This is a genomic window from Herbaspirillum sp. GCM10030257, assembly GCF_042666555.1.
Classification (GTDB): Bacteria; Pseudomonadota; Gammaproteobacteria; order Burkholderiales; family Burkholderiaceae_D; genus Noviherbaspirillum.
On the sequence record NZ_JBHTDH010000025.1, the window covers coordinates 24,035 to 51,024 of the forward strand.

Genomic DNA, 26,990 nt, shown 5'->3' on the forward strand with positions numbered 1-26,990 from the left:
ACCTGTTTCAGCCTGATCCATTATGAACACACCGCGCACGCTCTACGACAAGTTATGGAACGATCATGTCGTTCGTATCGAAAGCGATGGCACGGCACTGCTCTATGTGGACAGGCATCTTGTCTATGAAGTGACCAGCCCCCAAGCATTTGAAGGGCTGATCGAGTTCAGCCGACCGGTATGGCGCCCGATGGCAAATTTCGGCGTCTGCGATCACAATGTTCCTACTGCGAGCAGAGCAGCTGGTATCCGCGATCCGCTATCGCGCGTGCAGGTGGAGCGGTTGGCCGATAATTGCGATCGACATCAAATACCACAGTTCCGTATGAATGATCTTCGCCAGGGTATCGTGCATGTCATCGCTCCCGAACAGGGGCTGACTTTGCCTGGTATGACCGTGGTCTGCGGCGATTCTCATACCAGCACGCATGGTGCGCTCGGCGCACTGGCTTTTGGCGTTGGTACCTCCGAGGTGGAACATGTGCTCGCGACGCAGACGCTGGCTTTGAAGAAAAGCAAGAACATGCGCATCACTGTTTCGGGAGAATTCGCTCCTGGCTGCTCTTCAAAGGATCTCGCGCTGGCCATTATAGGTCGCGTTGGCACGGCGGGCGGAACGGGCTACACCATCGAATTCGCTGGGCCAGTTATCCGCAGTCTTACTATGGAAGCACGCATGACCTTGTGCAACATGGCAATCGAAGCTGGTGCACGTTCGGGGCTTGTTGCAGTGGATGAAACCACTGTCGAATATGTACGCGGCAAACCGTTCGCGCCGCAGGACGAACATTGGGATCTGGCAGTCGCCGAATGGCGTAATCTGGTCTCCGATTTCGGCGCACAGTTCGATCGCGAAATCGAGGTGGATGCCTCATCCGTGGCTCCACAGGTGACTTGGGGAACTTCGCCGGAAATGGTGTCCGACGTCAACGGCTGCGTGCCCGACCCGACAATCGAAACCGACCCGGCACGCCGCTTGACGCTCGAAGCTGCGTTGCACTACATGGGCCTCTCGGCAGGTCAAAAAATTCAGGAAATTGATATCGATAAGGTCTTCATCGGCTCCTGTACCAATAGTCGCATCGAGGACTTACGCATTGCAGCGGGCATGGTGCATAGCATGGGCGGACGTATTGCAGGAAATGTGAAGCTTGCGTTGGTGGTGCCCGGCTCGGGCTTGGTTAAGGCCCAAGCGGAACGCGAAGGGCTCGACAAAATTTTTACTGCGGCGGGATTTGAGTGGCGAGATCCGGGCTGCTCGATGTGCCTCGCAATGAACGATGACAAGCTTGCTCCACAGGAGCGCTGTGCATCAACTTCCAACCGCAATTTCGAAGGGCGACAGGGTGCCGGCGGACGCAGTCATTTGGTAAGCCCAGCGATGGCTGCTGCCGCTGCAATGGCCGGGCATTTCGTTGACATCAGACTACTGGCAAGTAAGGGAAGGCTGGGGCGTAATGGACAAGTTTGACACTCTGACCGGACTGGTGGCACCGCTGGACCGTGACAATGTCGACACCGACGCCATTATTCCAAAGCAATTCATGAAATCCGTGGCTCGCACCGGTTTTGGGCCCAACCTCTTTGATGCTTGGCGTTACACCGATATCGGCGAGCCAGGCATGGACAATACGGTACGTCCACTTAATCCAGACTTCGTGCTCAACCAGCCCCAATATCAAAATGCTACCATCTTACTGGTGCGGCGCAATTTTGGCTGCGGCAGTTCCAGAGAGCACGCTCCTTGGGCTATCTCCCAGTATGGTTTTAAAGCACTGATTGGGATCAGCTTTGCCGAAATTTTCTTGCAAAACTGCTACAAGAACGGCATTCTTGCAATAATCCTTGCCGAGAAGGAAATCGATGCTTTATTCGCAGCGACTGCTGCAAAGCCTGGTAAGCAATTGACGATAGACCTGCCACAACAAACGGTCACGGACGATACCGGACAACGTTATCAATTCCAAATCGCGCCATTCATTAAACATAATCTTCTCAACGGTCTGGACGAGATAGGGCTAACGCTGCAGCATCAGGATGCTATTAAAGCCTTTGAGCAACAGCGACTAGCACGGTGCCCTTGGCTTGCTAGTTCCGTTGTCGTCTGATAAATATATCAGGACGACCAATCAATCAGCGCTCTATAGGCTTATGTGTCGGATGAGGGCGGTGAGCATATTTGCGGAATTGCAGACGATTGACTGATGCAGTAATGCAATCACGGGAAAGCTTCATTACAATGAATGCTATGTTCCTTTCCGTCGTGAATATTTATGCAATGCTCGGCATCCTCTTCCGACCTAAGTTTTTGTCTAATTGCTACCGCATGTGAGCAACTTTGTTGTTTTTGCGCCCCGCCGGTTGGAGCGCAGCTTTCAGCGATCCTTCAGGTAATTAGGCTATGAATCTTTCACTTCGGCAATTGAAAGTGTTTCTCGGCGTGGCGGACAGTTCTAGCTTTACCAAGACCGCACAGCGCCTACATCTTAGTCAGGCCGCCCTGTCCGCGATTATCCGGGAGCTGGAAACCCAACTCCAATGCCGCTTGCTTGACCGTAATACGCGCACCGTGAGTCTAACGGAAGCCGGCCGCATGTTCTTGCCAACTGCTATGCATATCGTACAGGTATTGGAGAACTCGGCGCTGGAATTAGCTAAAGTCGGCCGCGAGGAGCGTCGCATTTTGCGTGTAGGCGTTACGCCGCATGTGGCGGTCAGTATCGTACCCACGGTCTTGAAGCGGTTCCTGTCAGTCCATTCCGATGTGCATGTTGAAGTCAGCGACAAGCCACCGGGCGATCTGCTGCGACTGGTCGAGGATGGCGAGCTCGACGCAGCGTTCGGCGCTTTCTTCGATAAGGCATCCGGCATTGAGCGTAAGCCGATTTTTCCAACCCATTTCGTGATTGCCTCGCCGCTGACCGAGGATCGGCAGTGGCCGGATTTTTCCTCCAGCAATGTTACCTGGGCGGCTTTACAGGACGTACCAATGATCTCCTTTCACAAGGACAATCCGATCCAGCGCTTAGTGGAGGACAACCTGTCGCGCGAGCACGTCACAACCGGCAAGCGCATCATTGTCGGCCATCTCGAGACTGCCATCGCGATGGCCGAAGCGGGCTTCGGGGTGGCCATCGTGCCTTCCTTTTCCGAAGCGACCTGCCAGCGCTTCCGCGTCCGTTTGGACAAGGTGCAACCGCTGTTGGAACTGGCTTTTTATTGCATTACGCGTTCCGGACGCGGCAACACTGAGGCCATCGAGCAGTTCTCGGAAGTCTTCCGTGAAGTGGCGCAGGAATTCGAGAAAACACTATCCCACCGTAGCAAGCGAGCTACAGCAAAGCGTAAAAGCGAATCCGCTTAATTTCAATTTCTGCCGCAAATTTTCTGCGTATCCCGTTTCGCACGGTTAAGGTGCGACCTGCGCCGTGACGGATATTGCATGCCATTTCCTTTCTTTTTGCCGCTACAAATGAATTTGCAGTTCGCGCTTTCCGGTTCACGCCAAATCCTGTTCACGCCATTTTCCAGCCAGTTCACTACCGAAAAGGGAGGACCTGCTCTTATTGTTCGTATTTCTCTATAAGACGATAAATTCTTTTTGCTTCTGCAATCATCCGCGCTTCTTTATATTAAGGGTCAACCACGCCGATGTCGTTTCCGTTGACGCGGTCTTACCAATCAGCCCCAGTATAATGAAGAAACCCTTGAACATTGTTCTCTCCGTAACATTGGCTGCGATGGCTTGCGTAGCTACCCAATCGGCGCTCGCGCAGTCCTATCCTGTGCGCACCATCACGCTCGTTGTTCCTTTCGCGCCGGGTGGACCCACCGACAGTAGCGCGCGACTGATCGGCAGGTCGCTAAGCACAAGGCTCAAGCAGCCGGTAGTCATCGAGAACCGGCCCGGCGCTGGCGGCACAACGGGTTCAGCCTATGTCGCACGTGCAAAGGCTGACGGCTACACTCTGCTGTGGGCAAGCACCAGCAGCGTTGGGGTTGCGCCGGCGCTGTATCCCAAACTGAGCTATTCGCCGCTCACGTCTTTCTCGCCATTGGCGATGATTGCACGCAGCCCCATTGTGCTGACGGCGCGCGGCAACATCAAGGCCGAATCGCTCAAGGAGTTCATCGACCTTGCGAAGACGCAGCAGCTGTCTTATGGGTCGGCCGGTAACGGCTCCATAACCCATCTGGTGGCCGAGTGGTTCAATGATGAAGCAAAGATCAACACGATGCATGTGCCCTACAAGGGTGGGGCGCCGGCACTGAACGACCTGCTAGGCGGGCAAGTTGACATGACGCTTGAAACTATCCCCACCGTGTCGTCGTTCATCAAGACTAACCGGGTGAAGGTGCTGGCTACCACGGGAAAGACGCGCGCGCCGCAATTGCCCAACGTGCCGACGGTCCGGGAAGTGATCGGCGGCGACTTCGAGGCCTATTCCTGGGTTGGTCTGGTGGCACCCGCAGGCACGCCGGCCGACGTCTTGAAAGTGCTGTCCGACGCGCTGCAGGCCTCCGAGAATGATTCTGCATTGCAGCGCGAAATCGAAGCTACCGGGCTTGATCCCGTGAAAAGCTCGCCGGAAGCATTCAAGCGTGATATTGAAGCGGAACTGGCCAAATGGACTAGGCTGGTGAAGAAGGTCAACCCGGTCGTCGAATAAGTGCCGCTGCGACGTCTTCTTTTTAACTCATCTAACTGCTGCACTACAATGAAAATCACTATTATCGGAGCAGGCCTGGGTGGCCTGACGGCGGCTGTCGCCCTGCTTAAAAAGGGGTTTAATGTCTCCATCCTTGAGCAGGCGAGCGAGCTGAAGGAAATCGGCGCCGGGGTACAGCTCGGACCAAATGCGACCGGCGTGTTGTTTCGGCTTGGGCTTGGCGAGGCATTGTCACAAATTGCTTCTGAGCCGATGGGGAAGCGAGTCAGGCTTTGGAGTACCGGGCAGATCTGGCCGCTGTTCGATCTCGGCACCGTGTCGCGTGAAATCTATGGCTATCCTTACTTTACGCTGCATCGTGCCGACCTGCATGCAGTGCTAGCGGACGCGGTCATGCGCCTCAAGCCGGACGCCGTCAAGCTAGGCGTGCGGATCGTAGGCCATGAGCAGAATGGCGGTGGCGTGACGCTGACTGCGCAAGACGGCAAGGTGTACGAATCGGATGTCGTGATCGGTGCCGACGGCGTGCACTCGAAGACGCGCGAGGCAATGTTCGGACCTGATGCGCCGCGCTACTCCGGCGTGATGGCATGGCGAGGGGTGATTCAGGCGTCGTCGCTGCCGGCCCACTTGCGCGAGCCCTACGGCTCCAACTGGGTGGGCCCAGGCGCGCACGTCATTCAGTATCCGTTGCGTCGGGGTGAGTTAATCAACTTCGTCGGCGCGGTGGAAGGTAACCGGTGGGAAAACGAATCATGGTCGGAACAAGGCACCCATGAGGAGTGCCTAAACGACTTCAAGGGCTGGCATGAAGATGTGCAGACCATGATCAAAGCAATCGAAACACCCTTTAAGTGGGTGCTTAAAGTACGCGACCCGATGCCACTCTGGTCGAAGGGAAATATGACGCTGTTAGGCGACGCCTGCCATCCCACCTTACCGTTCCTCGCTCAAGGCGCGGGCATGGCCATTGAGGATGGTTTCATCTTGGCGCGCGCATTGGAGAAGTATGCGCATTCGGTCCCGACAGCATTCGAACGTTACGAGGCGGCGCGCAAGGAGCGTACCGCCCGGGTGGTGATCGGCTCTGCGGCAAATACCAAGCGCTTTCATAATCCAGCATTGGCTGACGCCGAAGGCGCGGGCGAGTACGTCACTCGCGAATTTGGCGAGGAAAAGGTCAAGGAGCGCTACGAGTGGCTGTTCAATTACGACGTCGATGCGGTCGAGCTCTGACAAGCCTGCGCCGCACGGCCCATTACAAATCAGGAGAATGACATGTCTGCCATACCCAGCGTTCTAGGCCTGCATCACTTTGCATGGCGCTGCCGCGATGCCGAGGAGACCCGCCGCTTTTATGAAGACTTAATCGGCATGCGTCTGGTGCATGTCATCAAGGCCGATCACGTGCCAAGCACCGGCGAGTACTGTCCCTATGTGCATATATTTTTCGAAATGGCAGACGGCTCCAACATCGCCTTCTTCGACCTCGGCGATGGCCAGACAGCGCAGCCGTCGCAGAACACGCCGCCTTGGGTAAACCACATCGCATTGCGATTGAGCTCGCTGGAGGAGTTGGCGGTAATGAAGCGCCGGTTGGAAGATGCAGGCGTTGACGTGGTGGGTGTAACTGACCATCACTTCGTTAGGTCAATCTACTTTTTCGATCCCAACGGATTTAGGATGGAATTCACGGTCCCGGTCGGTAGCCCAGAGCAGCATCGTGAATACGAGGCGGCAGCGCACGCCAAGATCAACGAGTGGACGCGTGAAAAAGCGGCCCGCAACAACAAGAACTGACATATGGCGCAACTGAACGCAACGCACGATCCCGAACGGCGCTCCTGGCTGGAGTCTGCCAATCAACCGGGCTGCGATTTTCCAATCCAAAACCTTCCGTTCGGCGTTTTCACCGAAAGTGGCGTCCACCGCGCCGGCGTCGCGCTGGGCGACAAGGTCATCAACTTGCAGGCATTGCTGCGGCATGGTTTGCTCGATGGACATGCTGCCTTGGCGGTGCATGCTACCTCCAGCGGCGGCTTAAATGCATTAATGGAAATGGACCCGTTGTTCGCGTCGGCATTGCGCGGCCAACTATCGGATTTGTTTAGTATTGGTGCAAGTTCTGAGCGGCTCTCGAGCGCACGTGCCAATGCAGAGTCTATCCTTCTCGACATGAGCAAGGTAAGCATGAACGTGCCCTGCAGCATCGGCGATTACACGGATTTCCTGACTTCGCTGCACCATACCGAACGGCACGGGCGATTCAAGGGTTTGAAAGATCCTTTACCTCCTGCTTTCAAGTCACTGCCAGTCGCTTATCATAGCCGCGCTTCGTCAATTCGGATCACCGGAACCGACGTGGTACGACCCAACGGGCAGTACAAGGATGCGCAAGGAGAAGTGCGTTTCGGCCCAGCGCCGATGCTGGACTTCGAGCTTGAACTGGCTGCCTTCATTGCCCGCGGAAATGCATTGACACAACCCATCCCGATCGACCGCGCGCGCGACCATATCTTCGGCTATTGCCTACTCAATGACTGGTCAGCCAAGAGCATACAGTGGTGGGAACAGGTACTTGGGCCGTTCCTCGGCAAAAGCTTCATCACCTCGATCTCACCATGGATCGTGACCGAGGAAGCGCTGCTGCCGTTCCGTCTGCCGGCACCCGCTCGCCCAGCTGGAGATCCGCCACCGCTGGATCATCTCAACGGCGAGCGCGACCAGGCCGAGGGCGGCATCGACATTGCCCTAGAAGCTTGGATCTCCACGCCCGCGCAGCGTAGCGCCGGGCAGGAGGCGGTCTGCATCACGCGTACCCACTTGCAGAATCTCTACTGGACTTTTGGCCAGATGATCACGCACCACGCCAGCAACGGCTGCAACCTGCGGCCAGGGGACCTCATCGGCAGCGGCACGATTTCGGGTGAAAGTGACATCTCGCGCGCTTGCATCACCGAACTGACCAATGCAGGTAAAGATCCATTGCCCGTAGGAAATAATGAGTTCCGCACTGCGCTTGAAGACGGCGATGAAATCATATTCCGAGGCAGAGCTGCACGCGAAGGCGCAGTCACTATCGGCTTCGGAGAATGCCGCGGGCGTATACAGCCGGCGCGGGCATGGCCGGCATGATCAACAACTGGCGGGAAACGACATGAATGAATTGAACGGCTATCTGCAGATTGGGCATGGACCCCGAAAAGTGTTGGCCATGGGAGGATGGTTCGGTGAAGCGACGGATTGGAGCACGATGGCACACGCCTTTGATCCTGAGGAATTCACCATCGTGCTGTTCGACTATCGCGGCTATGGCCTCTCCAGTCATTTGACCGGTGAATTCAACTTTGAGGAAAGCGCTAACGACGCCATGCATCTGGTGGATCAGCTTGGGTGGGATCGGTTTTCGCTGATCGGCCACTCGATGGGCGGCGTTGCCATACAGCGACTGATGCTGGCGGCCGCTGGGCGTGTAGAGAAGATGGTCGCAGTGACGGCGGTGCCGGCATGCAGTGCACGCATGGATGCACAGCGGCTCGCGATGTTCGAGAGCGCCGTGACGGATGTTGAGAAGCGCGAATTCATTATCAATTTTTCTACTCGCAGCCGGCTGCCGGCTACGTGGATCAGGCAGGCGGCAAGGCGTTCGAAGGAACGCTCGACGGCGGAGGCATTTGGCTCCTATCTAAAGCAGTGGGCAACCGTGGATTTCTCCGAGCTGGTGCAGGGCAATACCACGCCCGTCAAGGTTCTTATCGGCGAGCATGATCCCACTCTGAATGCGGACCTAATGCAGGGTACCTGGCTGTCCTGGTATCCAAATTCGATGATGGAGACGCTATCGAATTCGGGACACTATCCGATGTTCGAAGTGCCGCTGGCTCTGTCCGCGACAATACAAGAATTTTTGCGCCAGCCCTGATGCGGTACGCCGCCACGGTCTATTCCTGCATGGCCTAACGCAGCAAGTGGAGACAATGTGTACGCCTTTTCCTATTTCCGCCCAGCTTCCATTGAGGAAGCCGTCGCCTTCTTAAAAGAACACGAAGGCGCCAAGCCGCTGTCCGGCGGCATGACGCTGGTGCCGACGCTCAAGCAGCGCCTGGCCTCGCCATCACATCTGGTTGATCTGACATGGATACCAGAGATGAAAGGCATTGCCGTCGACGGTAGCATCCTGCGTGTCGGCGCGGCGACACGCCATGCCGAGGTCGCAGCATCGGAAATCGTTGCAGCGGCAATCCCGGCGCTGTCCCGCCTCGCTGGTTTGATTGCCGATCCTCAAGTGCGCAATCGTGGCACCATCGGCGGATCAGTGGCCAATAACGATCCTGCTGCCGATTATCCGGCGGGTGTTCTTGGATTGAATGGCACGGTCGTGACAAACGAACGGCGAATACCGGCCGATGAATTCTTCGTTGGCATGTTCGAAACCGTATTGCGAGAAACAGAGCTGGTAACCGCCATTGAATTCAACCGTCCAGACGCAGCCAATTATCTCAAGTATGCACACGCCGCATCCGGCTATGCGGTTGCGGGCGTGTTCGTGGCCCGTTTCGGTGGCGAGGCCAGAGTAGCGGTCACGGGAGCCGGGTCGTCGGTGTTCCGTTGGACCGAAGCCGAAGAGGCGTTGGGGCACGACTTCAACCCCGCATCGCTTCAAGGAGTGGAGCTTGACGATTCCATCCTGCTCGACGATATCCACGCGCCGGCGGTGTACCGCGCCAATTTGGTCAAGGTGTACGCGCGCCGCGCGGTCGAGGAAATGACGAACGGCAACTGAGCCACAAGGCCAGTCCAAAGCTGCAATCTGCAGCAAACTTATCTAGGAGACATGATGGAATTCAAAGGAACCCAAACAATCGAAGCGCCGCGCGAAGTCGTCTGGAAATGCTTGAACGATCCGGCAATTTTGCAGGCATGTGTGCCGGGATGTGAATCGTTTACCGCGAAGAGCGAGGACGAATTTCTTGCGGTTGTCGTTGCTTCGGTCGGCCCAGTGAAAGCCAAATTCAAGGGCAATCTAGTGCTGTCCGATCGTGTCGAGGCAGTCGGATATCGGATCGCAGGCCAGGGTGAAGGTGGCATTGCCGGTTTCGGCAAGATGAACGCGGAAGTCCGCTTGGCCGACGTGGACGGCGGCACCGAGCTCACCTATTTTTCAACCGCGGAAGTCGGAGGCAAGCTGGCTCAGATTGGATCGCGTCTGGTGTCGTCGGTCGCTAACAAGCTTGCCGATGAGTTCTTCAAGCGCTTCAATGCCAACGTCAGCGCGATGGCCAAAGCATAAGATCCCAAGCAGAACGGCTCATGTTCAATGCGATTGCAGGCATGTCAGGACGAAAAGAAATGGTTAGAGTTGAATTTCAGGTCAACGGCGAGCGTAGGGCCGAAGACATCGAGGACCGCACACTGCTGGTCGAATTCCTGCGCCAGAAATGTGGCCTCACAGGCACGCACGTCGGCTGCGACACAACACAGTGTGGTGCTTGTACCGTTAAGCTCAACGGTGTGGCTGTGAAATCGTGCACCGTGCTCGCAGCCCAAGCCAGCGGCGGAGAGGTGGTGACCGTCGAAGGACTGTCCAATGGTGGTACGCTGCATCCGGTACAGGAAGCCTTCATCCAGTGTCACGGCCTACAGTGCGGATTCTGCACACCGGGGATGATGATGGCGATCGAATACTTTCTTTCAAAACGCCCCGTCTCACTAGACGACGATGTTATTCATACCGCACTGGAAGGCAACATCTGCCGGTGCACCGGCTATGTGAACATCATCGAAGCGGTGCGGCGTGCGGCCTATCGCATGTACCCCGACCTGCCGAAGCATGTGATGGCAAAGGTGGCAGCATGATCGGCCAGCCGCTGCCACGCCTAGAGGACCGACGTCTGGTGACCGGCAATGGTCAGTACACCGACGATTTCAACATCGACGGTCAGGTCTATGCCGCGTTCCTACGTTCTCCACATGCACATGCCATTCTCTGCGCAATCAATACCGACGCTGCGCGCGCGGCGCCCGGCGTGCTAGCGGTATTGACCGGGCAAGACTATCTCAACGCCGGCTATCAGGGTATCGAGCATGTGCCTAACCCGGCGGATGCAATCATCCATACTCAACCTGCGTTCACTAGTTCACTGACCGGAACCGTGTTCAACCAATTGCATTTGCCGTTGCCCATAGACAAAGTGCGCCATGTCGGCGAGCCGGTCGCGATGGTCATCGCCGCCACTGCACTTGAAGCGCGGGACGCCGCGGAGTTGATTGAAGTTGATTATGAAGTGCTCGAAGCAGTGGTGGTCGCCGACGACGCAATGATGGACAACGCGCCTGAGTTGTGGGAAGGCGCACCAGGTAACCTGTGTTTCCAGACCCAACTCGGCGACAAGGAGGCAGCGCGGCGATTGTTCCAGCAGGCCGCTCATGTAGTGCGCCGCGAGTTCCGCAACAGCCGCATCGTCAATTGTCAGATGGAGCCTCGAGCGGCCATCGGCATGTACGACGAAAAGGATAATAGCTATACGCTGCTCTCCGGCAGTCAGGGTGCGCACCGCCAAAAAGCCTGTTTGGTGGGCGCATTGCGAGTGCCGCCGGAAAAGGTGCGTGTAATCTGCCCAGACGTGGGTGGTGGTTTCGGTCCACGCAGCATGCTCAATGTGGAGCAGCTTGCCGTGGTGTGGGGTGCCCGTCACGTTGGACACCCAGTCAAGTGGACAGGTGACCGCAGCGAAGCCTTCCTATCCGACTACCAAGGCCGTGACCAGATTATTAAGGCGGCGTTCGCCTTTGATAAGGATGGCCGTATATTGGCTATCGACAATGAGTGGATCGGCAACGTCGGTGCGCATACCGTGTCATATGTACCGATGGCCAATGGCACCCGCGTGATGACTACAGTCTATGACGTTCCAGTGGCGGCCGTGCACATCAGTGCCGTGCTGACCAACACCGTGCCGACCGGGCCTTATCGCGGCGCCGGCCGACCCGAGGCGCATCACATGATGGAACGCATGCTCGACATTGCGGCGCGGGAGATGAACATCGACCGCTTGGAAATCCGCCGGCGCAACTTGGTCAAGCGCAGTCAGCTTCCCTACCGCAGTCCCATGGGTCTCACGTACGACAGCGGCGATTTCGAAGGCAACATGAAGCGTGCGCTGGACGTCGGCCAATGGGCAGGTTTCGAGTTGCGCCGCGCCGCGTCGACCGCAAAAGGGAGATTGCGCGGCATTGGTATGGCTAACTACGTCGAGGCGCCGGTCGGTGCGCCGCGTGAGCGCATAGAGCTGACAATCCTGCCGGAAGGCATCGTTGACATTGTGTCCGGTACGCAGACGCAAGGCCAAGGCCATGCTACTACCTTCGCCCAAGTTGTCGCAACCCAGCTCGGCGTGCCAATTGAATCTGTGCGCTTGCGCACCGGCGATACCGCCTTCGTCAAGCTCGGCGGCGGTTCGCACTCAGACCGCAGCATGCGTCTGGCGGGAACACTGCTGGTGCAGGCATCGGAGAAGCTAATTGCAACGGGCAGAGAAGTTGCGGCTCGTATGCTGGATACTTCTCCGGGGAGCTTGGTCTTCGCCGACGGCGGCTTTCGTGACGACGGGATGCGGCGTTTCGTTAGCCTGTTCGAAGTTGCATCAGACATCCAGCAACACGGCATGGGTGCCAGGAACGATATGAGCGAGCGCGCCTATAAGGCGGATGCCGAATTCAACGGCCGGATGCCAGCGCATCCTACCGGATGCGCGGTATGCGAACTGGAGATTGACCCCGACACTGGCGACACCGCGCTGCTCAACTATACGCAGATCGACGATGTTGGTCAGCCGATCAACCCCCTGATTCTCGAAGGACAGGTGCATGGCGGCCTGGCTCAGGGAATCGGGCAGGCATTCCTTGAAGGCTATTACATCGAACGCAGTAGTGGGCAGGTGCTGTCTGGCTCATACATGGATTACGGCGTACCGCGCGCCGGTGCCGTTCCTCCGCTGACGCTGGAATTCTCGGAAGACCCGACGAGTGGAAACCCGCTGCGGGTGAAGGGTGGGGGAGAGAGTGGAATTACTCCCGCGACGGCAGCCATCTTCAACGCCTTGGCGGATGCACTGCGTGATGTCGGAAATGACGAAATTCCGATGCCGGCCACCCCCGCCGTGATCTGGAATTACATTCAACAACATAAGGATCAAGCCAATGCAGTCTGATCAGGTCATCATCCGCCGCGACGGCGATTTGCTGGATATCGTGCTCAACAGGCCAGAGAAAGGAAACTCTCTGACGGCCGAAATGGGCGACGCCATCATCGCCGCGCTCGATGCGATAGACGAGACGGTAAAGGTCGTGCGCTTGTCCGGTGCTGGCGCCGATTTCTGTGCAGGCAGGGATTCCCCTATTCCGACGCTCGGCCCTAAGCCGTCGGCAGAAACTATACGCAAGGTGGTTGCCGCACCACCGCTGGCGCTGTACGACGCGATCAAGAATGCATCGGCCCCGGTGATAGCGCTGGTGCGTGGCAGGGCGGCGGGCGCAGGCTGTGGTCTTGCCTGCGTGTGCGACATTACGCTCAGCGCCGATGATGCAACATATTCCATCCCAGAGATGGAACGTGACATTCCTCCAACTTTGGTGATGACGGCGCTCGTCGACCGCGTACCGGTCAAGACTCTGAGCTATCTCGTGTACAGCCGCGAATCGTTGACAGCGGAGCAGGCCATGCAGGCGGGATTAGTCAAACGGGTGCTGCCGGCGGAGCAACTCGAAGCGGAAGCTGAGAAACTGATCGGCACCATGCTGACCAACAGCGCGGTCAGCCTGCGCGCTGTAAAACAGTATCTGCGCCTTGCGCCAGAGATGTCGGGCCAGGCTGCGAGTAGCTTTGCGGCCAATCTCGCAGCCACTGCGCTGTCAGCCCGCTTTTGAGAAAACGGCGGTTGCACGAGTTGAAAAACAGATAACGAGGAGACAAGCAATGAGACGCACCCTGATGAAAGCCGCCTTGCTCATGCAGGTATTTTCCATGCTCGCTTTAGCCGGCGCCGCTTCGGCACAAACGTATCCGAGCAAGCCGATCCGGATGGTACTCGGCTACCCTGCAGGCAGCGGTATCGACAATGTGGCGCGCCAGGTGGCCCAGCGCATGGAGAAAACCCTGGGTCAAACTGTTTATGTTGACAACAAACCAGGAGCGCTCGGTAACATCGCCGCGCAAAACGTGGCCACGTCGACACCTGACGGCTATTCTATTCTATTCACACCGAACTCCGCACCGGTGGCCAACGTGCATCTGTTCAAAAAGCTCCCCTTCGATCCAGTCAAGGACTTCGCACCGGTTGCCCCAGTAGCCACACTCGGCTTCGTAGTGCTAGTCAATCCAGAAAAGCTGCCCGTCAAGACGCTCGGTGAGCTGACCGCGCTATTAAAAAAGGATCCGAGCAAGTACAGCTATGGCACAGGCAATGCTACCGGACAGGTCGCGGGCGCGCTGTACACTCATCTGGCCGGCGTTGATATTCTGAATGTGCCCTACAAGGGCGTGCCGCCAGCGGTCACCGATCTTATCGGTGGCCGGGTCGACTTTGTGATGGCGGATGCTTCGTTGGCGATTCCGCAGATCAAGGGTGGGCGCGTGAGAGGATTAGCGGTCACGAATGCGACCCGTGTATCGGCACTCAAGGACGTGCCGACAATGGCCGAAGCTGGCCTGCCAGGCTACGACTTGATCGGTTGGTTCGGGATTTTCGTGCCGGCTAAGACGCCCCCCGAGATTACCAGGCTGCTGGAAAAGCACGTGCGGGAAGTGGTCGCCGACAAGGGCTTGAGCGAGTCACTGCGTTCGATTGGCGTTGAACCTTGGTTGGGTACATCCGCTGATCTCGCGAAAGCGGTAGTGTCCGATACGGAAAAGTGGGGACGTATCATCAAGCGCGCGGGCATTGTCGCTGAATAAGCAGTCGCAATAAACCGTTCGCTTCAAACGTCACCATAGTCTGGTGCGTGGATATCTAATACGGCTATTCCATATTGGCGCCGCACATCTTTCCGCGGCTATGCGGAACACCTCGCGTCTCATTTCCCTGCGCATTTGCGCGTATGGTCATCATTGGAGGATGATTTGGCATCATCGTTTACTCGCAATCCGAAGGACTTCTGGTCTGGAGTAATATTCATTGGCATAGGTTTGGCGGCAATTCTGATAGGGCGTGATTACTCTTTGGGGACAACTGGAAGAATGGGCCCAGGATATTTTCCAACTATTCTCGGTGCGTTGTTAGCGGTGCTGGGATCAGTCAGCGTATTGCGCTCGCTGCTGCGTCCCGGGGAATCGCTCGAACGTTTTGCCGTCAAAAGTCTGCTACTGGTACTAATAGGCGTCTTAGGTTTCGGATTGCTTATGCGCGGAGCCGGCGTGGTGCCTGCAATCGTAGGCCTGGTGCTGATCGGTGCTTGCGCCAGCGTCAAGTTTAAGCTCTTGCCTTCATTGCTTCTGGCCGCTGGCTTGGCCATTTTTAGTGCATTGGTATTTGTTAAAGGGCTCGGATTGCCGATGCCGATACTCGGCACCTGGTTTGGATCTTGAACGAAGAAAGACAGTAATGGAAATAATTAGTAATCTGACTCTCGGCCTAGATACCGCTTTCACTGCGTCCAACCTGTTGTATTGCTTGATCGGTGTATTCCTTGGCACCGCTATCGGCGTGCTGCCTGGTCTTGGCCCGGTTGCCACTATCGCTATGCTGCTTCCGGCGACGTTTTCGTTGCCGCCGATCTCGTCGCTGATCATGCTTGCTGGTATTTATTACGGCGCTCAATACGGTGGATCAACGACCGCCATCCTGGTCAATCTGCCGGGAGAGTCATCATCAGTAGTGACCGCCATCGACGGCTATCAGATGGCGCGCAATGGCAATGCTGGCAAGGCGCTGGCGACTGCGGCGCTTGGCTCCTTCTTTGCCGGTTCAGTGGCCACTGTGCTGTTGGCACTGTTTGCGCCGCCGTTGGCGGAACTTGCATTGAGCTTCGGTCCCGCTGAGTATTTTTCGCTAATGGTGCTCGGCTTGGTGGCTTCGGTCGTTTTGGCTCACGGCTCGCTTCTGCGCGCCATTGGCATGATTGTCGTTGGACTGTTGCTAGGTTTGGTTGGCACTGACGTAAACTCCGGCACGCCGCGTTATACCTTCGACCTTCCACAGTTGGCAGACGGAATCAATTTTGTAGTGGTGGCGATGGGTATGTTCGGCCTGGGTGAAATCATTCGCAATCTGGAACACGAGGGAACCCGTACGCTGACGATCCGAAAAATCGAAAAGCTTATGCCAGACAAGGAAGACCTAAAGCGCATCGTCGCACCGATCCTCCGCGGTACGGCCCTTGGTTCGGCGCTCGGTATCCTTCCCGGTGGTGGCGCGATGCTTGCCTCATTCGCAGCCTATTCTATTGAAAAAAAAGTATCAAAGAATGCTAGCAATTTTGGAAAAGGGGCAATTGAAGGTGTGGCTGCTCCCGAGTCAGCAAACAATGCCGGTGCTCAGACGTCTTTCATTCCAATGCTAACGCTTGGGATTCCATCTAATCCAGTAATGGCGTTGATGATTGGTGCAATGATTATTCAGGGCATCCAGCCCGGGCCGGCAGTCATGACGGAACAGCCAGCATTGTTTTGGGGCTTGATTGCTTCGATGTGGATCGGTAATTTCATGCTGGTCGTTCTGAACTTGCCAATGATCGGCCTGTGGGTTCGTATGATCATGGTGCCTTATCATCTGCTGTATCCGGCTATTCTAGTATTCTGCGCAATTGGAGTGTTCAGCTTAAATAATAGTGAATTCGATGTGTACCTGATGGCGTTGTTCGGATTGTTTGGCTATGTCTGTGCCAAACTGGAAATGGAAGCCGCTCCGATGCTCCTAGGGTTTATTATTGGCCCGATGATGGAAGAGTATTTGCGCCGTGCGCTATTGCTTTCACGCAGCGATCCGATGGTGTTTCTTGAAAGACCGATCAGTGCAGTGATGCTGGTGTTGTCGGCCTTGGCCATGGCATTGGTGGTGCTTCCGTCCTTGAGAAAGAAGCGCGAAGAAGCGTTCGTAGAATAGAATTGGCACATGCAGGAAGCCGTAACAAAGAAGCAATTTGGCGGCTCCTGTTTTCAAGGGCATTGGCGCTAAAGCGTTTTCACCGTGATCGCCTTGCCGGTTCCGTGCGGTTTGCCCATGGTGCCGCGTTGTGTGTGGGCCGACGAAGTTCCATAGCTATGACCCCGCCATGTCGCGTCGCCACGTTATATCCCAGAGGCTATCTAACTCGGTCTCAATTAAGCCGGTCAATGTGACAATGCTCTAGCCATCTTGCTCATAGAACCAATCGGTATTCGGTTCAGAATTGCTAGACCGAACCGCATCCGGCAACAACGTTGTCTCTGGTTGCCGAGCGAAATATATCCATGTCCGTCTCTGAACCAAACAAATTGCCTGCTCCGTCGACACTTTCGTCTGTCTTGGAAGAGCCTACCCCCGTTCCGCTTTCCGCACTTGTGCCGCTCAAAAACTCCATCTTCCGCTTGCTATGGATTGTTTGGATCATCGCTAATACCTGTACATGGATGAACGATGTCGCGGCAGCCTGGATGATGACCTCTCTTACTGCCTCGCCGGTTTGGGTAGCTCTGGTCCAGACAGCATCCACCTTGCCGGTATTTATGCTTGGACTGCCCAGTGGTGCGCTGGCCGACATTCTGGATCGGCGGCGCTATTTCATCGCCACTCAGTTATGGGTTGTCGGTGTGGCATTGATCCTCTGTGCTGCTGTAATTACCGGTAAGGTAACGCCTTTGTTGCTGCTGTCACTAACATTCGCCAACGGCATCGGGCTCGCGATGCGGTGGCCGGTGTTTGCAGCCATCGTGCCAGAGTTAGTGAGTCGCCCACAGCTGCCGGCTGCGCTAGCCCTGAATGGCATTGCACTGAATTCTTCACGTATCGCGGGGCCCCTGATCGCAGGACTAGTGATTGCCAGTGCTGGTACCGCCTATGTTTTCATCCTCAATGCGGTGCTTTCGATGATCGCAGCACTCATGCTCTTGCGCTGGAAGCCTGATGCTGTCTCTGCCCCCCTTGGTCCCGAACGACTGCGCAGTGCCATGCGAGTGGGCGTGCAGTTCGTCCGTCAGTCCAACCACCTCATTAGCGTTTTTCTGACGGTGGCCCTTTTCTTTTTCCACTCCACCTCGCTGCTTGCCCTGTTGCCTTTAATTGCACGTGACCTGGATGGCAGCACCGAAGTCTTTACCATGCTTCTGGCATCAATGGGTGCAGGCGCGATCAGTGGTGCAAGTCTATTGCCGCGCCTGCGTGCCTCAAAGTATCGCGGCGTTCTGGTCATTGCAGGTGCGCTCGTGCAGTCGTCGTCTACCGTTGCCGTAGCGTTGGCTCCGAGTGTGTACGTTGCGTTGCCTGCAATGTTCCTCGCCGGGGCCGGGTGGCTGACGGTAGCCAATTCGCTCAATATGTCTGCACAGCTCGCCCTACCCAACTGGGTAAGAGCGAGAGGTATGGCAATGTATCAAATGTCCATCATGGGCGCAGGCGCGGTCGGTGCCGCCTTATGGGGTAAGTTGGCGGCATTGACTAGTGTCCAATTGAGCCTACTGGTTTCCTGCATTGCTGGTGTAGCGGCGATGATAGTCGCGCATCGCGTCTTCGCAATCCATAATGGTGAAGAGGATCTCACTTCCTCATATGATGATTCCAGCCAGTGCATTAACGAAGTTTCAGATAGTGGGCAGGTTTTTTTATTTATTGAGTATTGCATCAATCCAGAACAGGCTCCGAAATTCATTGAAGTCATGAAGGCAAGTCGTCGAAACTGCCTGCGCCAAGGTGCTATTGGGTGGAACTTGCTGCATAACGCGGCGGAGCCCGGACGATATGTCGAACAAGTGATTGACGAGTCATGGACTGAACATTTGCGCCGTCTCCGCCGCTCCACTATGGCAGATAAAGCTTTGCGTAAGCAGAAATTCGATTTCCATCGTGGTGATACGCCGCCGATCGTAACGCATTGGATAATGGAGAAGGGCAAACACGTTTGAGGCGGTTGTTCTGGCGAAGCGATATGGATAAAAGCGGCCAAGAGCTCCGCCAGCATTTCTTGCCAATCGATTACTTTCGATCAGACGTTTCGAACCGTAGAGCTCGGAGGTCGGGCCGTGCACTGCATGGGTGCGGGAACTGCCAAAACCAGGTGACCCTGTTGTGTTGTCTGCAGCGCAGTCACCGTAAATGCGTCGGGGTTGCACTTGTGATCCGGCGCCTGTGACATGCATTGATATTGTGAAAACATGAATTATTCCGGCTGAATGTTCGCCGCCTTGATGATACGACCCCAGTGTTCATACTCGGCATGCGATACTTTATTCAACTCTTCTGGCGAACTTGGCGTGACACTGACGCCTTGCTGGTCTAGTTTTGACTTAACTTCCTCATTACCTAGCGCCTCGTGCAATGCTGATGCGTAAGCTGCCACCAGTACCTTAGGCATGCCTTTCGGGCCCCAAACCGCATACCAAGCATCGTTGTTGAACGATGCAATGCCGCCTTCCTGGAGCGTTGCAATTTTCGGATAGGATCGGTCTCGTTCGGCCCGAGTCGCGCCGATGATTTTCAATTTGCCAGAAGCTTCCAGCGGAGCGGCCACGTGCAGCGGCATGATCGCGAGATTGACATGCCCCCCTACTAGATCAGTGAATACTCCTGCCGATCCTTTGTAAGGCACATGCGTGATTGCGGTACCGGTCTGCGATGCGAGCTGCTCCATAACCAAGTGGTGGAAAGTGCCCTTGCCTGGTGAGCCATAGGTTACCTTGCCAGGATTTTTCTTGAGATAGGCGATCAGTTCCTTTGCATTCACTGCAGGCACCGATGGATGTGCGACGAGGGCGAAATTCGTACGGCCCACCATGGTAATTGGCTGAAAACTTTGAATAACGTCGAACGGAACTTTCTTGTAAAAATAGGGAATAGTCAGCGCGGTCGACGTGCCGATCATCAGGACCTGACCGTCTGGCGCAGCCTTCGCCACGGCGTCCATGCCGAGAATACCGGATGCGCCAGGCTTATTATCGACGATAACTGGCCTGCCGAGACGTTGCGCCAGTCTCGGGTCGAGCAATCTCGCCATCAGGTCGGGTGTGGTGCCGGGACTAAACGGGATGATGATCTTGAGGGGGGCCGAACCATTGGTTGACTGTGCAAAACTGGCTAGTGCTGTACCTAGCAGCAGGCAGCCGCTGGCCGCCGTGAGCAGTTGGCGGCGTTTCGGAATGAAAGTGTGGGTCATAATTGTCTCCTCGCTCCAATTGTTGGAATTCCAGTATGCGTTCTGATGCATGCATTTCATGGCAGTCCGCTATCGTCAAGCCCTGCTGCCTGCCGCTTCTGCTTTTTATTTAATTTCCGCTGCACGCCGAACACTGTTAATCATCGATGAATTTAGCAGGAATGCGCGGTGTCTTTCAGGGTCCGCGGCGGTCTGTCGCATTTCATCCAGACGCTGTGTCCGGATGGCGGGGTCGCGTTCTTCGAGCAACTTTTTGTTGCGGATCGTGATGGCCTGAACATATTCGATGTTGGTCTGACGGCGCTGCCGGTCGTAAAGATCAAGGATGCGGTTGTCGCGTCCATGTTCCAGCACTTCGAGCAATTTTTCCACAAGATTCATGGCATCATGAATGCCGCTGTTGAGACCCATGCCCCCGAGCGGATTGTTTACATGCGCGGCATCCCCGGCGAGCATGGCACGGCCGACACGAAAGCTCTTTGCGACCCGCTGATGCACGCGATATACACTCTTGTATGGAATGTTGTATTCCACGTCGGGTGAGAGAAAACCTTGGATGCGGCTTTGTACATAGCGTTCTGAGAGGACCATTTCTTCTTCCATTTCAGGCTTGATAGGAAAGGCGATGCGGTAGATGCCCGGTGGACCGTCGTGTGGCTGCACGAAGATGGCACACCATTCATCCGGATCGGCTATATAAGCGTTTCCGGTGAATCCCTGCTCTCGTAAGTCATAGGTAGTGGCGAAGACGAGGAAGCGCTCTGGCCAGGTGAATCCCTCGAATTCGACGTCTAGTGTCTTGCGGACGATGCTGTGTGCGCCATCAGCGCCGATCAGATAACTGCCACGAATTTCAGTATCGCCATGCTCCGAGGTGACACTGACCGTAACGCCGCCCGCGTCCTGCGCGAAACCGGTGCACTTGTGTCCGAACAGTATGCGAGCATTTGAATAGCGCGATAGCGCCTTAAAAGCAATCTGAGATAATTTGTGCTGTTCGCAATGCAATCGGAAAGGATAGGGCGTCTGGTCGGCGATCATGCCGAGGTCGAACTGCGCGACGACGCCGGTACGCCGGTCTCGGATCTGCCATTCCGGAACCTTGATCCCTTGGGCCAACAGCTCGTTGCCGATGGAAAGACGGTCCAGCATTTCGACGGTAGGCGGATGAAAGGTGCCGGCGCGCAGGTCGCGCGGAATTTCCTTGGCGCTTTCGAGTAACACGACCTGGATCCCCTTTTCTGCAAGGGCTAGGGCGGCAACGAGTCCGACCGGACCGCCGCCTGAAATAACTATCGGTTTTTGTTCCATATCTTTTGTCGAGTGAGGACTTAAACCTCTACCTATGGACTATCAAAGGCGCAGGCGGAGGGTTAGTGTATAAATGCGTTATTCGGCGCTGCGCTGCTCGCGCCACAGCCCTAAGGTTTCCTGCACCGGACGGTCAGAGAAGCTGAACAGCACCGCTTTCTCCATTACGTTAAATTCATGTGTGACCCAGCTTGGAATGACGAAGACATCATTGGTACCGGCAATGAAGGTCTTATCGGCCGTAACGACTGTCACGCCACCCTCAATAACCGCGAAGATTGTGCCGGCGGAACTGCGGTATGGCGCGCTGGAGAAACCTGCGGGAAGCAGCTGGATGTAGGCGCCAATAGTCGGCATTGCCGGACCGCCTGTGAGCGGATTCAGATAGCGCAGCTTGTAGCCGTGACAGGTGTCTGGCGTACTGGAAGCCGCCATCGCGGCGAGTGATGCAGAAGCATTCGTGTAGGAATAGCTAAATAGCGGAGAGGCCCGGTTCGGTGTGGGCTGCCAGTCAACCGGCGCCATATTGTTTCCAAAGCGCAAGGAACTGTCTCCTGGCGGGCGCAGGAAGGTTTGTGCTTCGGTGGTGCCGGATTCGGCGAAACTGGCATCGAGCATTGCGACCATAGGAACGTCGAGACCATCCAGCCAAACCATAGGTGTATCGGTGTGGTTGCCGTGGTCGTGCCAGGTCCATGACGGCGTAATGATAAAGTCACCGCGTTTCATGAGCGATTGCTCGCCATCTACTGTCGTGAATGCGCCATCTCCCTCAAGGATAAGGCGCAGTGCCGATTGGGAATGCCGGTGGGCCGGCGCAACTTCCCCGGGGAGGATCATTTGCAGGCCGGCATACAGCGCCGGAGTGATTGCCGCTTTGCCGCGGATACCCGGGTTTTCCAAGATCAGCACGCGTCGTTCAGCTTCCTTGGCTGTGATGAGCTCCCCTGCCTCGTCAAGGTAAGCACGGGCTTTAGCATATTCCCAGTGCGCGGTGCGGCAGTCCGACGTCGGCACCTTGGTCACCAGATTATGCAGTTGTTCCCATAGCGGCGCGAAGTCATCACGCCCAATCTTTTCATAAAAGCGTTGGCGCTCCGCGCGGACCTCTGGCGAAATTTGTTTTTGGTTCAGCATTATTGCACCTGTCTCCTTCATTCTGCAGTCGGACGATGCGTCGGACCTAGATGTCGTCTATCACGGCGGTGGCCCGGCCTGATTCAGCACAGTTCAACGAATGCGTACTTCCATCTCGCCGATTTGTTCTACACGTGCAGTCATTAGGTCGCCGGGCTGTACGGAGGCAACGCCTTCGGGCGTACCGGTCATGATTACGTCGCCGGGGTAAAGCGTGTATACATGCGACGCCACCTCAATCAGTTCTTCAACACCGGTGATCAAGTCGCGCGTATTGGCGTTTTGGCGAACTTGGCCATTGACATGGATCGAAAAAGCCAGCTCGCCCGGATTCGGAATCTCGTCTTGGGTCACGAGGTAAGGGCCTAGCACCGAGTAGGTGTCGGCAGACTTGCGGTAGCTGCGGTCTTCGGTGCCGCGTACAGTCATGTCCAGGCCAATGCAGTAGCCGGCAATCACGCTCCTCGCGTCAGCTGCCTTAACGTTCTTGCATTGCTTGCCGATGACTACAGCCAGTTCGACTTCATGGTCGTTACGGCGTCCGGGGAAGTTGATGACCACCCCTTCCGACGGGCCGACAAGACCGGCAGCATTTTTCAGAAACACGCCGAACTTTGCGACAGGACTTGCAAATCCCTCATAGCCGGAGTTGTGCACGTTGTTGTGGATCTGTGCATCGGCTGCGGATTCTTCCACATGCAGCTTGTAATTGAGCGGTGCAGCGATGATCTTGGAGGGCGTTGCCACCGGCGACAGCAGTTTGACTTCCTGCAGAGAGAAGGTCTTGGCATCTTTTTTCGCGGCCAGGATTGCCTCAAGCAACATCGGCAGACGCTCAATAAGCAGATCGCCGGGGGCAACAGGCCATTTCAACGCCGGCAGGGCATCAAGCACCGCGCTTACGTCATAGACTTTATCCTGCTCGACCACACCAAGGCGGCCTTCGTTGAAACGGCAGATACGCATTACGTCTCCTCGTTATGTTGAAAGTATTGCAAATGTTCCAGTCGCCGAAATAAAATGAGCGCACTACAAAAATGAGCGCGCTCTATTTTAGTGTCCTTGTTTTTAAACAGTCAACCTGTTTATGCGAACATTGATTTAGGGCAAAGAAACCTTGTATTTATGCACCAGTGTTTTGGCGAGAGCATTGGGGCGAGCGGGTGGCAGCGAACGGGTATCATTGCTTTACAAGAATTCAGTCAACATTGTCACCGAACCATCATGTCAAAAAGAGAATTAGCAACATCAGGTACCGTGGATGCGGACGATAGTTCACAACCGCAGCTTGGATTGCGCGAGCGCAGCAAGCTGGACAAGAGAAGGCGCATCAAGGCAGCGGCGCGTGCTGTCTTCATCAGCAAGGGTTATGAAGCGGCAACCACACGGGAAATCGCAGCCCAGGCCGATATTGGAATCGGCACACTGTTCAATTACGCCAGAGAGAAGCGGGAACTCCTGATGATGATCATCAACGACGATCTTGATGAAATCAACGAATCTAGCGTCGCCTCGATTGATCTCAGCCTTCCGCTGATCGACCAGCTCACCGCGTTCTTCACCGCCCGCTATGCCTACTGGGCGAGCGAGCCAGCGCTGGCCCGGCCGGCGGTGCAGGAAACTTTCGATTTTCTAGGAATTACAGGCGAGCAGGGGCCCGAAACTGCGCGCTTTTACGCTCGGCGTCCCAAGATTGAAAAGCTTCTTGTCGATATCATCCGGCAGCAGCAGGAAGCCGGGAAGATTGCAGGCGATGTCGAGTCTTCCCTGATCGCTTCACTGTTCATGACGATTTACCTGACCGAGGTGCGGCGCTGGCTCAACCAAGCCAGTCCCAAGGTCGATGCCGGCATCGCGCGCCTACGTGAATTGCTTGCGTTAGCGATTCGCGGCATCGAGGCGACCAAGGTGAATGAATCAGGACGTCCCGGAAGGAGTCGGAAGTAAAATGACTCGGGCGAGAGATGAGATGCCCCGTACTCTAATCTCCATCGGATTATTCAGTAATTCGAATTATTTAATCCGATATTGTTGTTTCTTTTTTTCGCGTGACTGGTTTACATTCATCTGGCCGGAACAGCGGCCATGTTCGTTGCGTAAACGGTAGGCATAACCAGATACATTCCATAATCAAGCATGCACAGCATCGATTACGAAGTTCTTAACCAGGCTGCCGCATGGCTTGCTGCCGGCAAGCCATGCGAACTCGTTACCGTCATCAAGACTTGGGGTTCCAGCCCGCGTCCGGAAGGTGCCATCATGGCGATGTCCGGAGACGGTGAGGTAATCGGTTCCGTATCGGGCGGATGCATTGAGGATGACCTGATCGCGCGCGTACGCGCTGAAGGCATTACTAGGACGAAACCTGACCTCGTCACCTATGGCATTACCGCCGACGAAGCCCATCGCTTCGGCCTACCTTGTGGCGGCACCATTCAACTCCTTATAGAACCGTTGGCCGCGCATGACCGCCTCCAGGAACTTCTCGGTCATCTGGCGCAGCGCAAGCTAGTCATGCGCAGCGTCGATCTTGAGACCGGCGAAGCGACGCTTGCCCCTGCATCCCCCGAGATGCAGCTACGTGTGACCGACAAATCAATCACCACCATCCATGGCCCGCGCTGGCGACTGATCATCATCGGTGCAGGACAACTCCCCGCCTTCCTTGCCACGATCGCGGCAGGAATGGACTACCATGTCACCGTTTGCGACCCAAGGGAAGAATACCGGGCCGGCTGGCAGGTCCCCGGCGTCAGCGTCGTGCATGCGATGCCCGATGATCTCGTTCTGGAAATGGGTCTCGACGCGCGCAGCGCCGTGGTAGCGCTTACCCATGATCCCAAGCTGGATGATCTAGCCATCATGGAGGCGCTTCGTTCGGAGGCTTTCTATGTGGGGGCCATCGGCTCTCGCGCGAACAATGCCAAGCGGCGGGAAAGACTGAAACTGTTCGATCTGCCGGATGAACAGATAGACAAACTGCATGGCCCGATCGGACTGTACATCGGCAGCAAGACACCCGCCGAAATCGCCATCTCCATTCTGGCCGAACTGACCGCGGTGAAAAACGGCGTAAAGATTCCTTCGGCCATGCGAGTGCAGGAAGCAAAAGACAGTGCGCCAGTTCAAGTCGATGGCGCCGGTTGTGTCATTTGAAGCACGGCACGGACTGAAATAATCGTTTAAGGAGAGGGGACTCCGGCCTATTCTCGAAGAATCGAATTTTATCCTGCACGAACAGGCATCGTTGTTCTCCCGATGTAGCGGCATGCTGATCGCCGCCTTCAGCCATTCATTGGTCTGCCTGCGCATGCCCGTCGTAAAACCTCAAAAAACCGGCATGGCAGATTGACTGGACACGCAAGTAGCATCTGCTGCAGTTGCTGTTGCGGGTGTCGCGCAGCAACTCTACGGCAAAGCATGCAGTAGCTTCCTTAACACGTTCTGTTCCTCGGTTCCGCCTTCGGTTCCTTGCGCGCTGTCCACTCCGTTTTCCAGCTCCGACACACTACAACTACCTGACGCCGCAACAGTGCGATCCTATTGCCAAAGTGCCTCAACATTCCAGACTGTTTAAACTGTTGACAAAGTAATAGAACTTTATATAAAGTAGCTTTACAAATAAATCTTTCTTTCCCTGACATCCTGACCAAACCCCAATAAAGGAGAGTGTTTATGTCCACAGCTGCTTCCAAGTACGAAGGCAATATCCGCGATAATGCAGTCACCGTCGAGTTCGAGGACGGTATTGCATGGGTGACCTTGAATCGGCCGGAAAAACGCAACTGCATCAATCCCGCAGTTGTCTACAGCATGTGCGAGGTGCTGAACGACCTGGAGAGCGACGACCGCTGCAAGGTCCTCGTATTGACCGGAGCCGGCGATTCATTCTCGGCCGGGATGGACTTGCGCGAATACTTCCGCGCTACCGACGGTAAAGTTAATGAGCAGATCAAGCTGTATCGCGCCAATGCGCAATGGCAGTGGCGCCAGCTGCGTACCTATGTCAAGCCAACCATTGCGATGGTGAACGGCTGGTGTTTCGGCGGCGCCTTCACGCCGCTCATCTCATGCGACCTGGCAATAGCCGCGGACGAGGCGACGTTCGGGCTGTCGGAGATCAACTGGGGCATCATCCCGGCGGGCGTGGTCAGCCGTGCGCTCGCGCAAGTGGTGCGCGAGCGCGACGCGATGTATTACGTGATGACCGGCGAAACCTTCAACGGCAAGCGTGCAGCGGAGATGGGCCTGGTAAACGAATCGGTGCCGCTCGAAAATCTGCGCAATCGTACCCGTCAACTGGCCAAGGTGCTCATGGAAAAAAATCCAACCGTACTCCGCACGGCAAAGGTTGCATACCGTATGTCGGAAGAGATGACATGGGAGCAGGGCACCGATTACCTGATGGCCAAGCATTGGCAATCCACGGTGGAAGACAAGGAACAGGGGCGTCAGCAAGGAATGAAGCAGTTCCTGGACGACAAGACTTATCGCCCGGGCCTCGGCACCTACAATCGAAACGATAAATAATCC

At 55.9% G+C, this 26,990-nt stretch carries 24 protein-coding genes; 20 read left to right on the plus strand and 4 right to left on the minus strand.

Features of this window, described 5'->3' with window-relative positions; all coding sequences use genetic code 11:
* Positions 1-22 precede the first annotated feature (22 nt).
* From leuC to ACFQUU_RS23980, 17 genes are all read left to right on the plus strand, one after another.
* Entirely contained in the window at positions 23-1,471 is a 1,449-nt protein-coding gene (gene leuC, locus ACFQUU_RS23900) for a 3-isopropylmalate dehydratase large subunit (protein ID WP_382250628.1), read from the plus strand.
* Complete coding sequence (leuD, locus tag ACFQUU_RS23905) at positions 1,458-2,108, plus strand: 3-isopropylmalate dehydratase small subunit (protein WP_382250629.1); 651 nt, start codon at positions 1,458-1,460, stop codon at positions 2,106-2,108. The genes leuC and leuD overlap by 14 nt, the downstream gene beginning before the upstream one ends.
* 293 nt (positions 2,109-2,401) lie before the next feature.
* On the plus strand, positions 2,402-3,364 hold the full coding sequence (locus tag ACFQUU_RS23910; protein ID WP_382250630.1) for a LysR family transcriptional regulator: 963 nt from the start codon (positions 2,402-2,404) through the stop codon (positions 3,362-3,364).
* 343 nt (positions 3,365-3,707) lie between these two features.
* Positions 3,708-4,670 carry a Bug family tripartite tricarboxylate transporter substrate binding protein gene (locus tag ACFQUU_RS23915; protein WP_382250631.1) on the plus strand — a complete coding sequence of 321 codons (963 nt, stop codon included), beginning with the start codon at positions 3,708-3,710 and terminating at the stop codon, positions 4,668-4,670.
* Positions 4,671-4,718: 48 nt separating this feature from the next.
* Entirely contained in the window at positions 4,719-5,906 is a 1,188-nt protein-coding gene (locus ACFQUU_RS23920) for an FAD-dependent monooxygenase (RefSeq protein ID WP_382250632.1), read from the plus strand.
* Between the two features lie 42 nt (positions 5,907-5,948).
* Complete coding sequence (locus ACFQUU_RS23925; RefSeq protein WP_382250633.1) at positions 5,949-6,470, plus strand: VOC family protein; 522 nt, start codon at positions 5,949-5,951, stop codon at positions 6,468-6,470.
* Positions 6,471-6,473: 3 nt separating this feature from the next.
* Positions 6,474-7,805 (plus strand): fumarylacetoacetase, encoded by a 1,332-nt coding sequence (gene fahA, locus ACFQUU_RS23930; protein WP_382250634.1) that lies wholly within the window; start codon positions 6,474-6,476, stop codon positions 7,803-7,805.
* Between the two features lie 22 nt (positions 7,806-7,827).
* Positions 7,828-8,592 (plus strand): alpha/beta fold hydrolase, encoded by a 765-nt coding sequence (locus ACFQUU_RS23935; protein WP_382250635.1) that lies wholly within the window; start codon positions 7,828-7,830, stop codon positions 8,590-8,592.
* Between the two features lie 57 nt (positions 8,593-8,649).
* On the plus strand, positions 8,650-9,453 hold the full coding sequence (locus ACFQUU_RS23940) for an FAD binding domain-containing protein (RefSeq protein WP_382250636.1): 804 nt from the start codon (positions 8,650-8,652) through the stop codon (positions 9,451-9,453).
* Positions 9,454-9,507: 54 nt separating this feature from the next.
* Positions 9,508-9,960: a CoxG family protein gene (locus ACFQUU_RS23945; RefSeq protein WP_382250657.1), complete on the plus strand. Its 453-nt coding sequence runs from the start codon at positions 9,508-9,510 to the stop codon at positions 9,958-9,960.
* A 59-nt stretch (positions 9,961-10,019) separates the two neighbouring features.
* Positions 10,020-10,526, plus strand: coding sequence for a (2Fe-2S)-binding protein (locus ACFQUU_RS23950; protein WP_382250658.1), 507 nt, complete (start codon positions 10,020-10,022; stop codon positions 10,524-10,526).
* Positions 10,523-12,880, plus strand: a complete 2,358-nt coding sequence (locus ACFQUU_RS23955) for a xanthine dehydrogenase family protein molybdopterin-binding subunit (protein ID WP_382250637.1) — start codon at positions 10,523-10,525, stop codon at positions 12,878-12,880. The genes ACFQUU_RS23950 and ACFQUU_RS23955 overlap by 4 nt, the downstream gene beginning before the upstream one ends.
* A complete protein-coding gene (locus tag ACFQUU_RS23960) occupies positions 12,870-13,595 on the plus strand; it encodes an enoyl-CoA hydratase/isomerase family protein (protein WP_382250638.1) in 726 nt (241 codons plus the stop codon). The genes ACFQUU_RS23955 and ACFQUU_RS23960 overlap by 11 nt, the downstream gene beginning before the upstream one ends.
* 49 nt (positions 13,596-13,644) lie before the next feature.
* On the plus strand, positions 13,645-14,622 hold the full coding sequence (locus ACFQUU_RS23965) for a Bug family tripartite tricarboxylate transporter substrate binding protein (RefSeq protein ID WP_382250639.1): 978 nt from the start codon (positions 13,645-13,647) through the stop codon (positions 14,620-14,622).
* A 165-nt stretch (positions 14,623-14,787) separates the two neighbouring features.
* Positions 14,788-15,252 carry a tripartite tricarboxylate transporter TctB family protein gene (locus tag ACFQUU_RS23970; RefSeq protein WP_382250640.1) on the plus strand — a complete coding sequence of 155 codons (465 nt, stop codon included), beginning with the start codon at positions 14,788-14,790 and terminating at the stop codon, positions 15,250-15,252.
* 16 nt (positions 15,253-15,268) lie between these two features.
* Complete coding sequence (locus ACFQUU_RS23975; RefSeq protein ID WP_382250659.1) at positions 15,269-16,768, plus strand: tripartite tricarboxylate transporter permease; 1,500 nt, start codon at positions 15,269-15,271, stop codon at positions 16,766-16,768.
* A gap of 347 nt (positions 16,769-17,115) precedes the next feature.
* A complete protein-coding gene (locus ACFQUU_RS23980; protein WP_382250641.1) occupies positions 17,116-18,762 on the plus strand; it encodes an MFS transporter in 1,647 nt (548 codons plus the stop codon).
* A 254-nt stretch (positions 18,763-19,016) separates the two neighbouring features.
* Here ACFQUU_RS23980 and ACFQUU_RS23985 read toward each other — a convergent pair whose 3' ends face one another.
* The 4 genes from ACFQUU_RS23985 to ACFQUU_RS24000 form a co-directional block, all read right to left on the minus strand.
* Positions 19,017-20,009, minus strand: a complete 993-nt coding sequence (locus ACFQUU_RS23985; RefSeq protein ID WP_382250642.1) for a Bug family tripartite tricarboxylate transporter substrate binding protein — start codon at positions 20,007-20,009, stop codon at positions 19,017-19,019.
* A gap of 105 nt (positions 20,010-20,114) precedes the next feature.
* Positions 20,115-21,320 (minus strand): FAD-dependent oxidoreductase, encoded by a 1,206-nt coding sequence (locus tag ACFQUU_RS23990; protein ID WP_382250643.1) that lies wholly within the window; start codon positions 21,318-21,320, stop codon positions 20,115-20,117.
* A 78-nt stretch (positions 21,321-21,398) separates the two neighbouring features.
* Positions 21,399-22,457 carry a gentisate 1,2-dioxygenase gene (gene gtdA / locus ACFQUU_RS23995; RefSeq protein ID WP_382250644.1) on the minus strand — a complete coding sequence of 353 codons (1,059 nt, stop codon included), beginning with the start codon at positions 22,455-22,457 and terminating at the stop codon, positions 21,399-21,401.
* Positions 22,458-22,550: 93 nt separating this feature from the next.
* On the minus strand, positions 22,551-23,423 hold the full coding sequence (locus tag ACFQUU_RS24000) for a fumarylacetoacetate hydrolase family protein (RefSeq protein ID WP_382250645.1): 873 nt from the start codon (positions 23,421-23,423) through the stop codon (positions 22,551-22,553).
* A 90-nt stretch (positions 23,424-23,513) separates the two neighbouring features.
* Here ACFQUU_RS24000 and ACFQUU_RS24005 point away from each other — a divergent pair, with 90 nt between their 5' ends.
* The 3 genes from ACFQUU_RS24005 (at position 23,514) to ACFQUU_RS24015 (ending at position 26,987) form a co-directional block, all read left to right on the plus strand.
* Positions 23,514-24,404 (plus strand): TetR/AcrR family transcriptional regulator, encoded by an 891-nt coding sequence (locus tag ACFQUU_RS24005; RefSeq protein WP_382250646.1) that lies wholly within the window; start codon positions 23,514-23,516, stop codon positions 24,402-24,404.
* Between the two features lie 189 nt (positions 24,405-24,593).
* Positions 24,594-25,613, plus strand: a complete 1,020-nt coding sequence (locus tag ACFQUU_RS24010; protein ID WP_382250647.1) for an XdhC family protein — start codon at positions 24,594-24,596, stop codon at positions 25,611-25,613.
* 519 nt (positions 25,614-26,132) lie between these two features.
* Positions 26,133-26,987, plus strand: coding sequence for a p-hydroxycinnamoyl CoA hydratase/lyase (locus ACFQUU_RS24015; RefSeq protein WP_382250648.1), 855 nt, complete (start codon positions 26,133-26,135; stop codon positions 26,985-26,987).
* Positions 26,988-26,990 lie beyond the last annotated feature (3 nt).

Coding starts and splice junctions, on each gene's coding strand:
- leuC (WP_382250628.1), top strand. CDS start 23: ATGAACACACCGCGCACGCTCTACGACAAGTTATGGAACGATCATGTC.
- leuD (WP_382250629.1), top strand. CDS start 1,458: ATGGACAAGTTTGACACTCTGACCGGACTGGTGGCACCGCTGGACCGT.
- ACFQUU_RS23910 (WP_382250630.1), top strand. CDS start 2,402: ATGAATCTTTCACTTCGGCAATTGAAAGTGTTTCTCGGCGTGGCGGAC.
- ACFQUU_RS23920 (WP_382250632.1), top strand. CDS start 4,719: ATGAAAATCACTATTATCGGAGCAGGCCTGGGTGGCCTGACGGCGGCT.
- ACFQUU_RS23925 (WP_382250633.1), top strand. CDS start 5,949: ATGTCTGCCATACCCAGCGTTCTAGGCCTGCATCACTTTGCATGGCGC.
- fahA (WP_382250634.1), top strand. CDS start 6,474: ATGGCGCAACTGAACGCAACGCACGATCCCGAACGGCGCTCCTGGCTG.
- ACFQUU_RS23935 (WP_382250635.1), top strand. CDS start 7,828: ATGAATGAATTGAACGGCTATCTGCAGATTGGGCATGGACCCCGAAAA.
- ACFQUU_RS23945 (WP_382250657.1), top strand. CDS start 9,508: ATGGAATTCAAAGGAACCCAAACAATCGAAGCGCCGCGCGAAGTCGTC.
- ACFQUU_RS23950 (WP_382250658.1), top strand. CDS start 10,020: ATGGTTAGAGTTGAATTTCAGGTCAACGGCGAGCGTAGGGCCGAAGAC.
- ACFQUU_RS23955 (WP_382250637.1), top strand. CDS start 10,523: ATGATCGGCCAGCCGCTGCCACGCCTAGAGGACCGACGTCTGGTGACC.
- ACFQUU_RS23960 (WP_382250638.1), top strand. CDS start 12,870: ATGCAGTCTGATCAGGTCATCATCCGCCGCGACGGCGATTTGCTGGAT.
- ACFQUU_RS23965 (WP_382250639.1), top strand. CDS start 13,645: ATGAGACGCACCCTGATGAAAGCCGCCTTGCTCATGCAGGTATTTTCC.
- ACFQUU_RS23975 (WP_382250659.1), top strand. CDS start 15,269: ATGGAAATAATTAGTAATCTGACTCTCGGCCTAGATACCGCTTTCACT.
- ACFQUU_RS23980 (WP_382250641.1), top strand. CDS start 17,116: ATGTCCGTCTCTGAACCAAACAAATTGCCTGCTCCGTCGACACTTTCG.
- ACFQUU_RS23985 (WP_382250642.1), bottom strand. CDS start 20,009: ATGACCCACACTTTCATTCCGAAACGCCGCCAACTGCTCACGGCGGCC.
- ACFQUU_RS23990 (WP_382250643.1), bottom strand. CDS start 21,320: ATGGAACAAAAACCGATAGTTATTTCAGGCGGCGGTCCGGTCGGACTC.
- gtdA (WP_382250644.1), bottom strand. CDS start 22,457: ATGCTGAACCAAAAACAAATTTCGCCAGAGGTCCGCGCGGAGCGCCAA.
- ACFQUU_RS24000 (WP_382250645.1), bottom strand. CDS start 23,423: ATGCGTATCTGCCGTTTCAACGAAGGCCGCCTTGGTGTGGTCGAGCAG.
- ACFQUU_RS24010 (WP_382250647.1), top strand. CDS start 24,594: ATGCACAGCATCGATTACGAAGTTCTTAACCAGGCTGCCGCATGGCTT.
- ACFQUU_RS24015 (WP_382250648.1), top strand. CDS start 26,133: ATGTCCACAGCTGCTTCCAAGTACGAAGGCAATATCCGCGATAATGCA.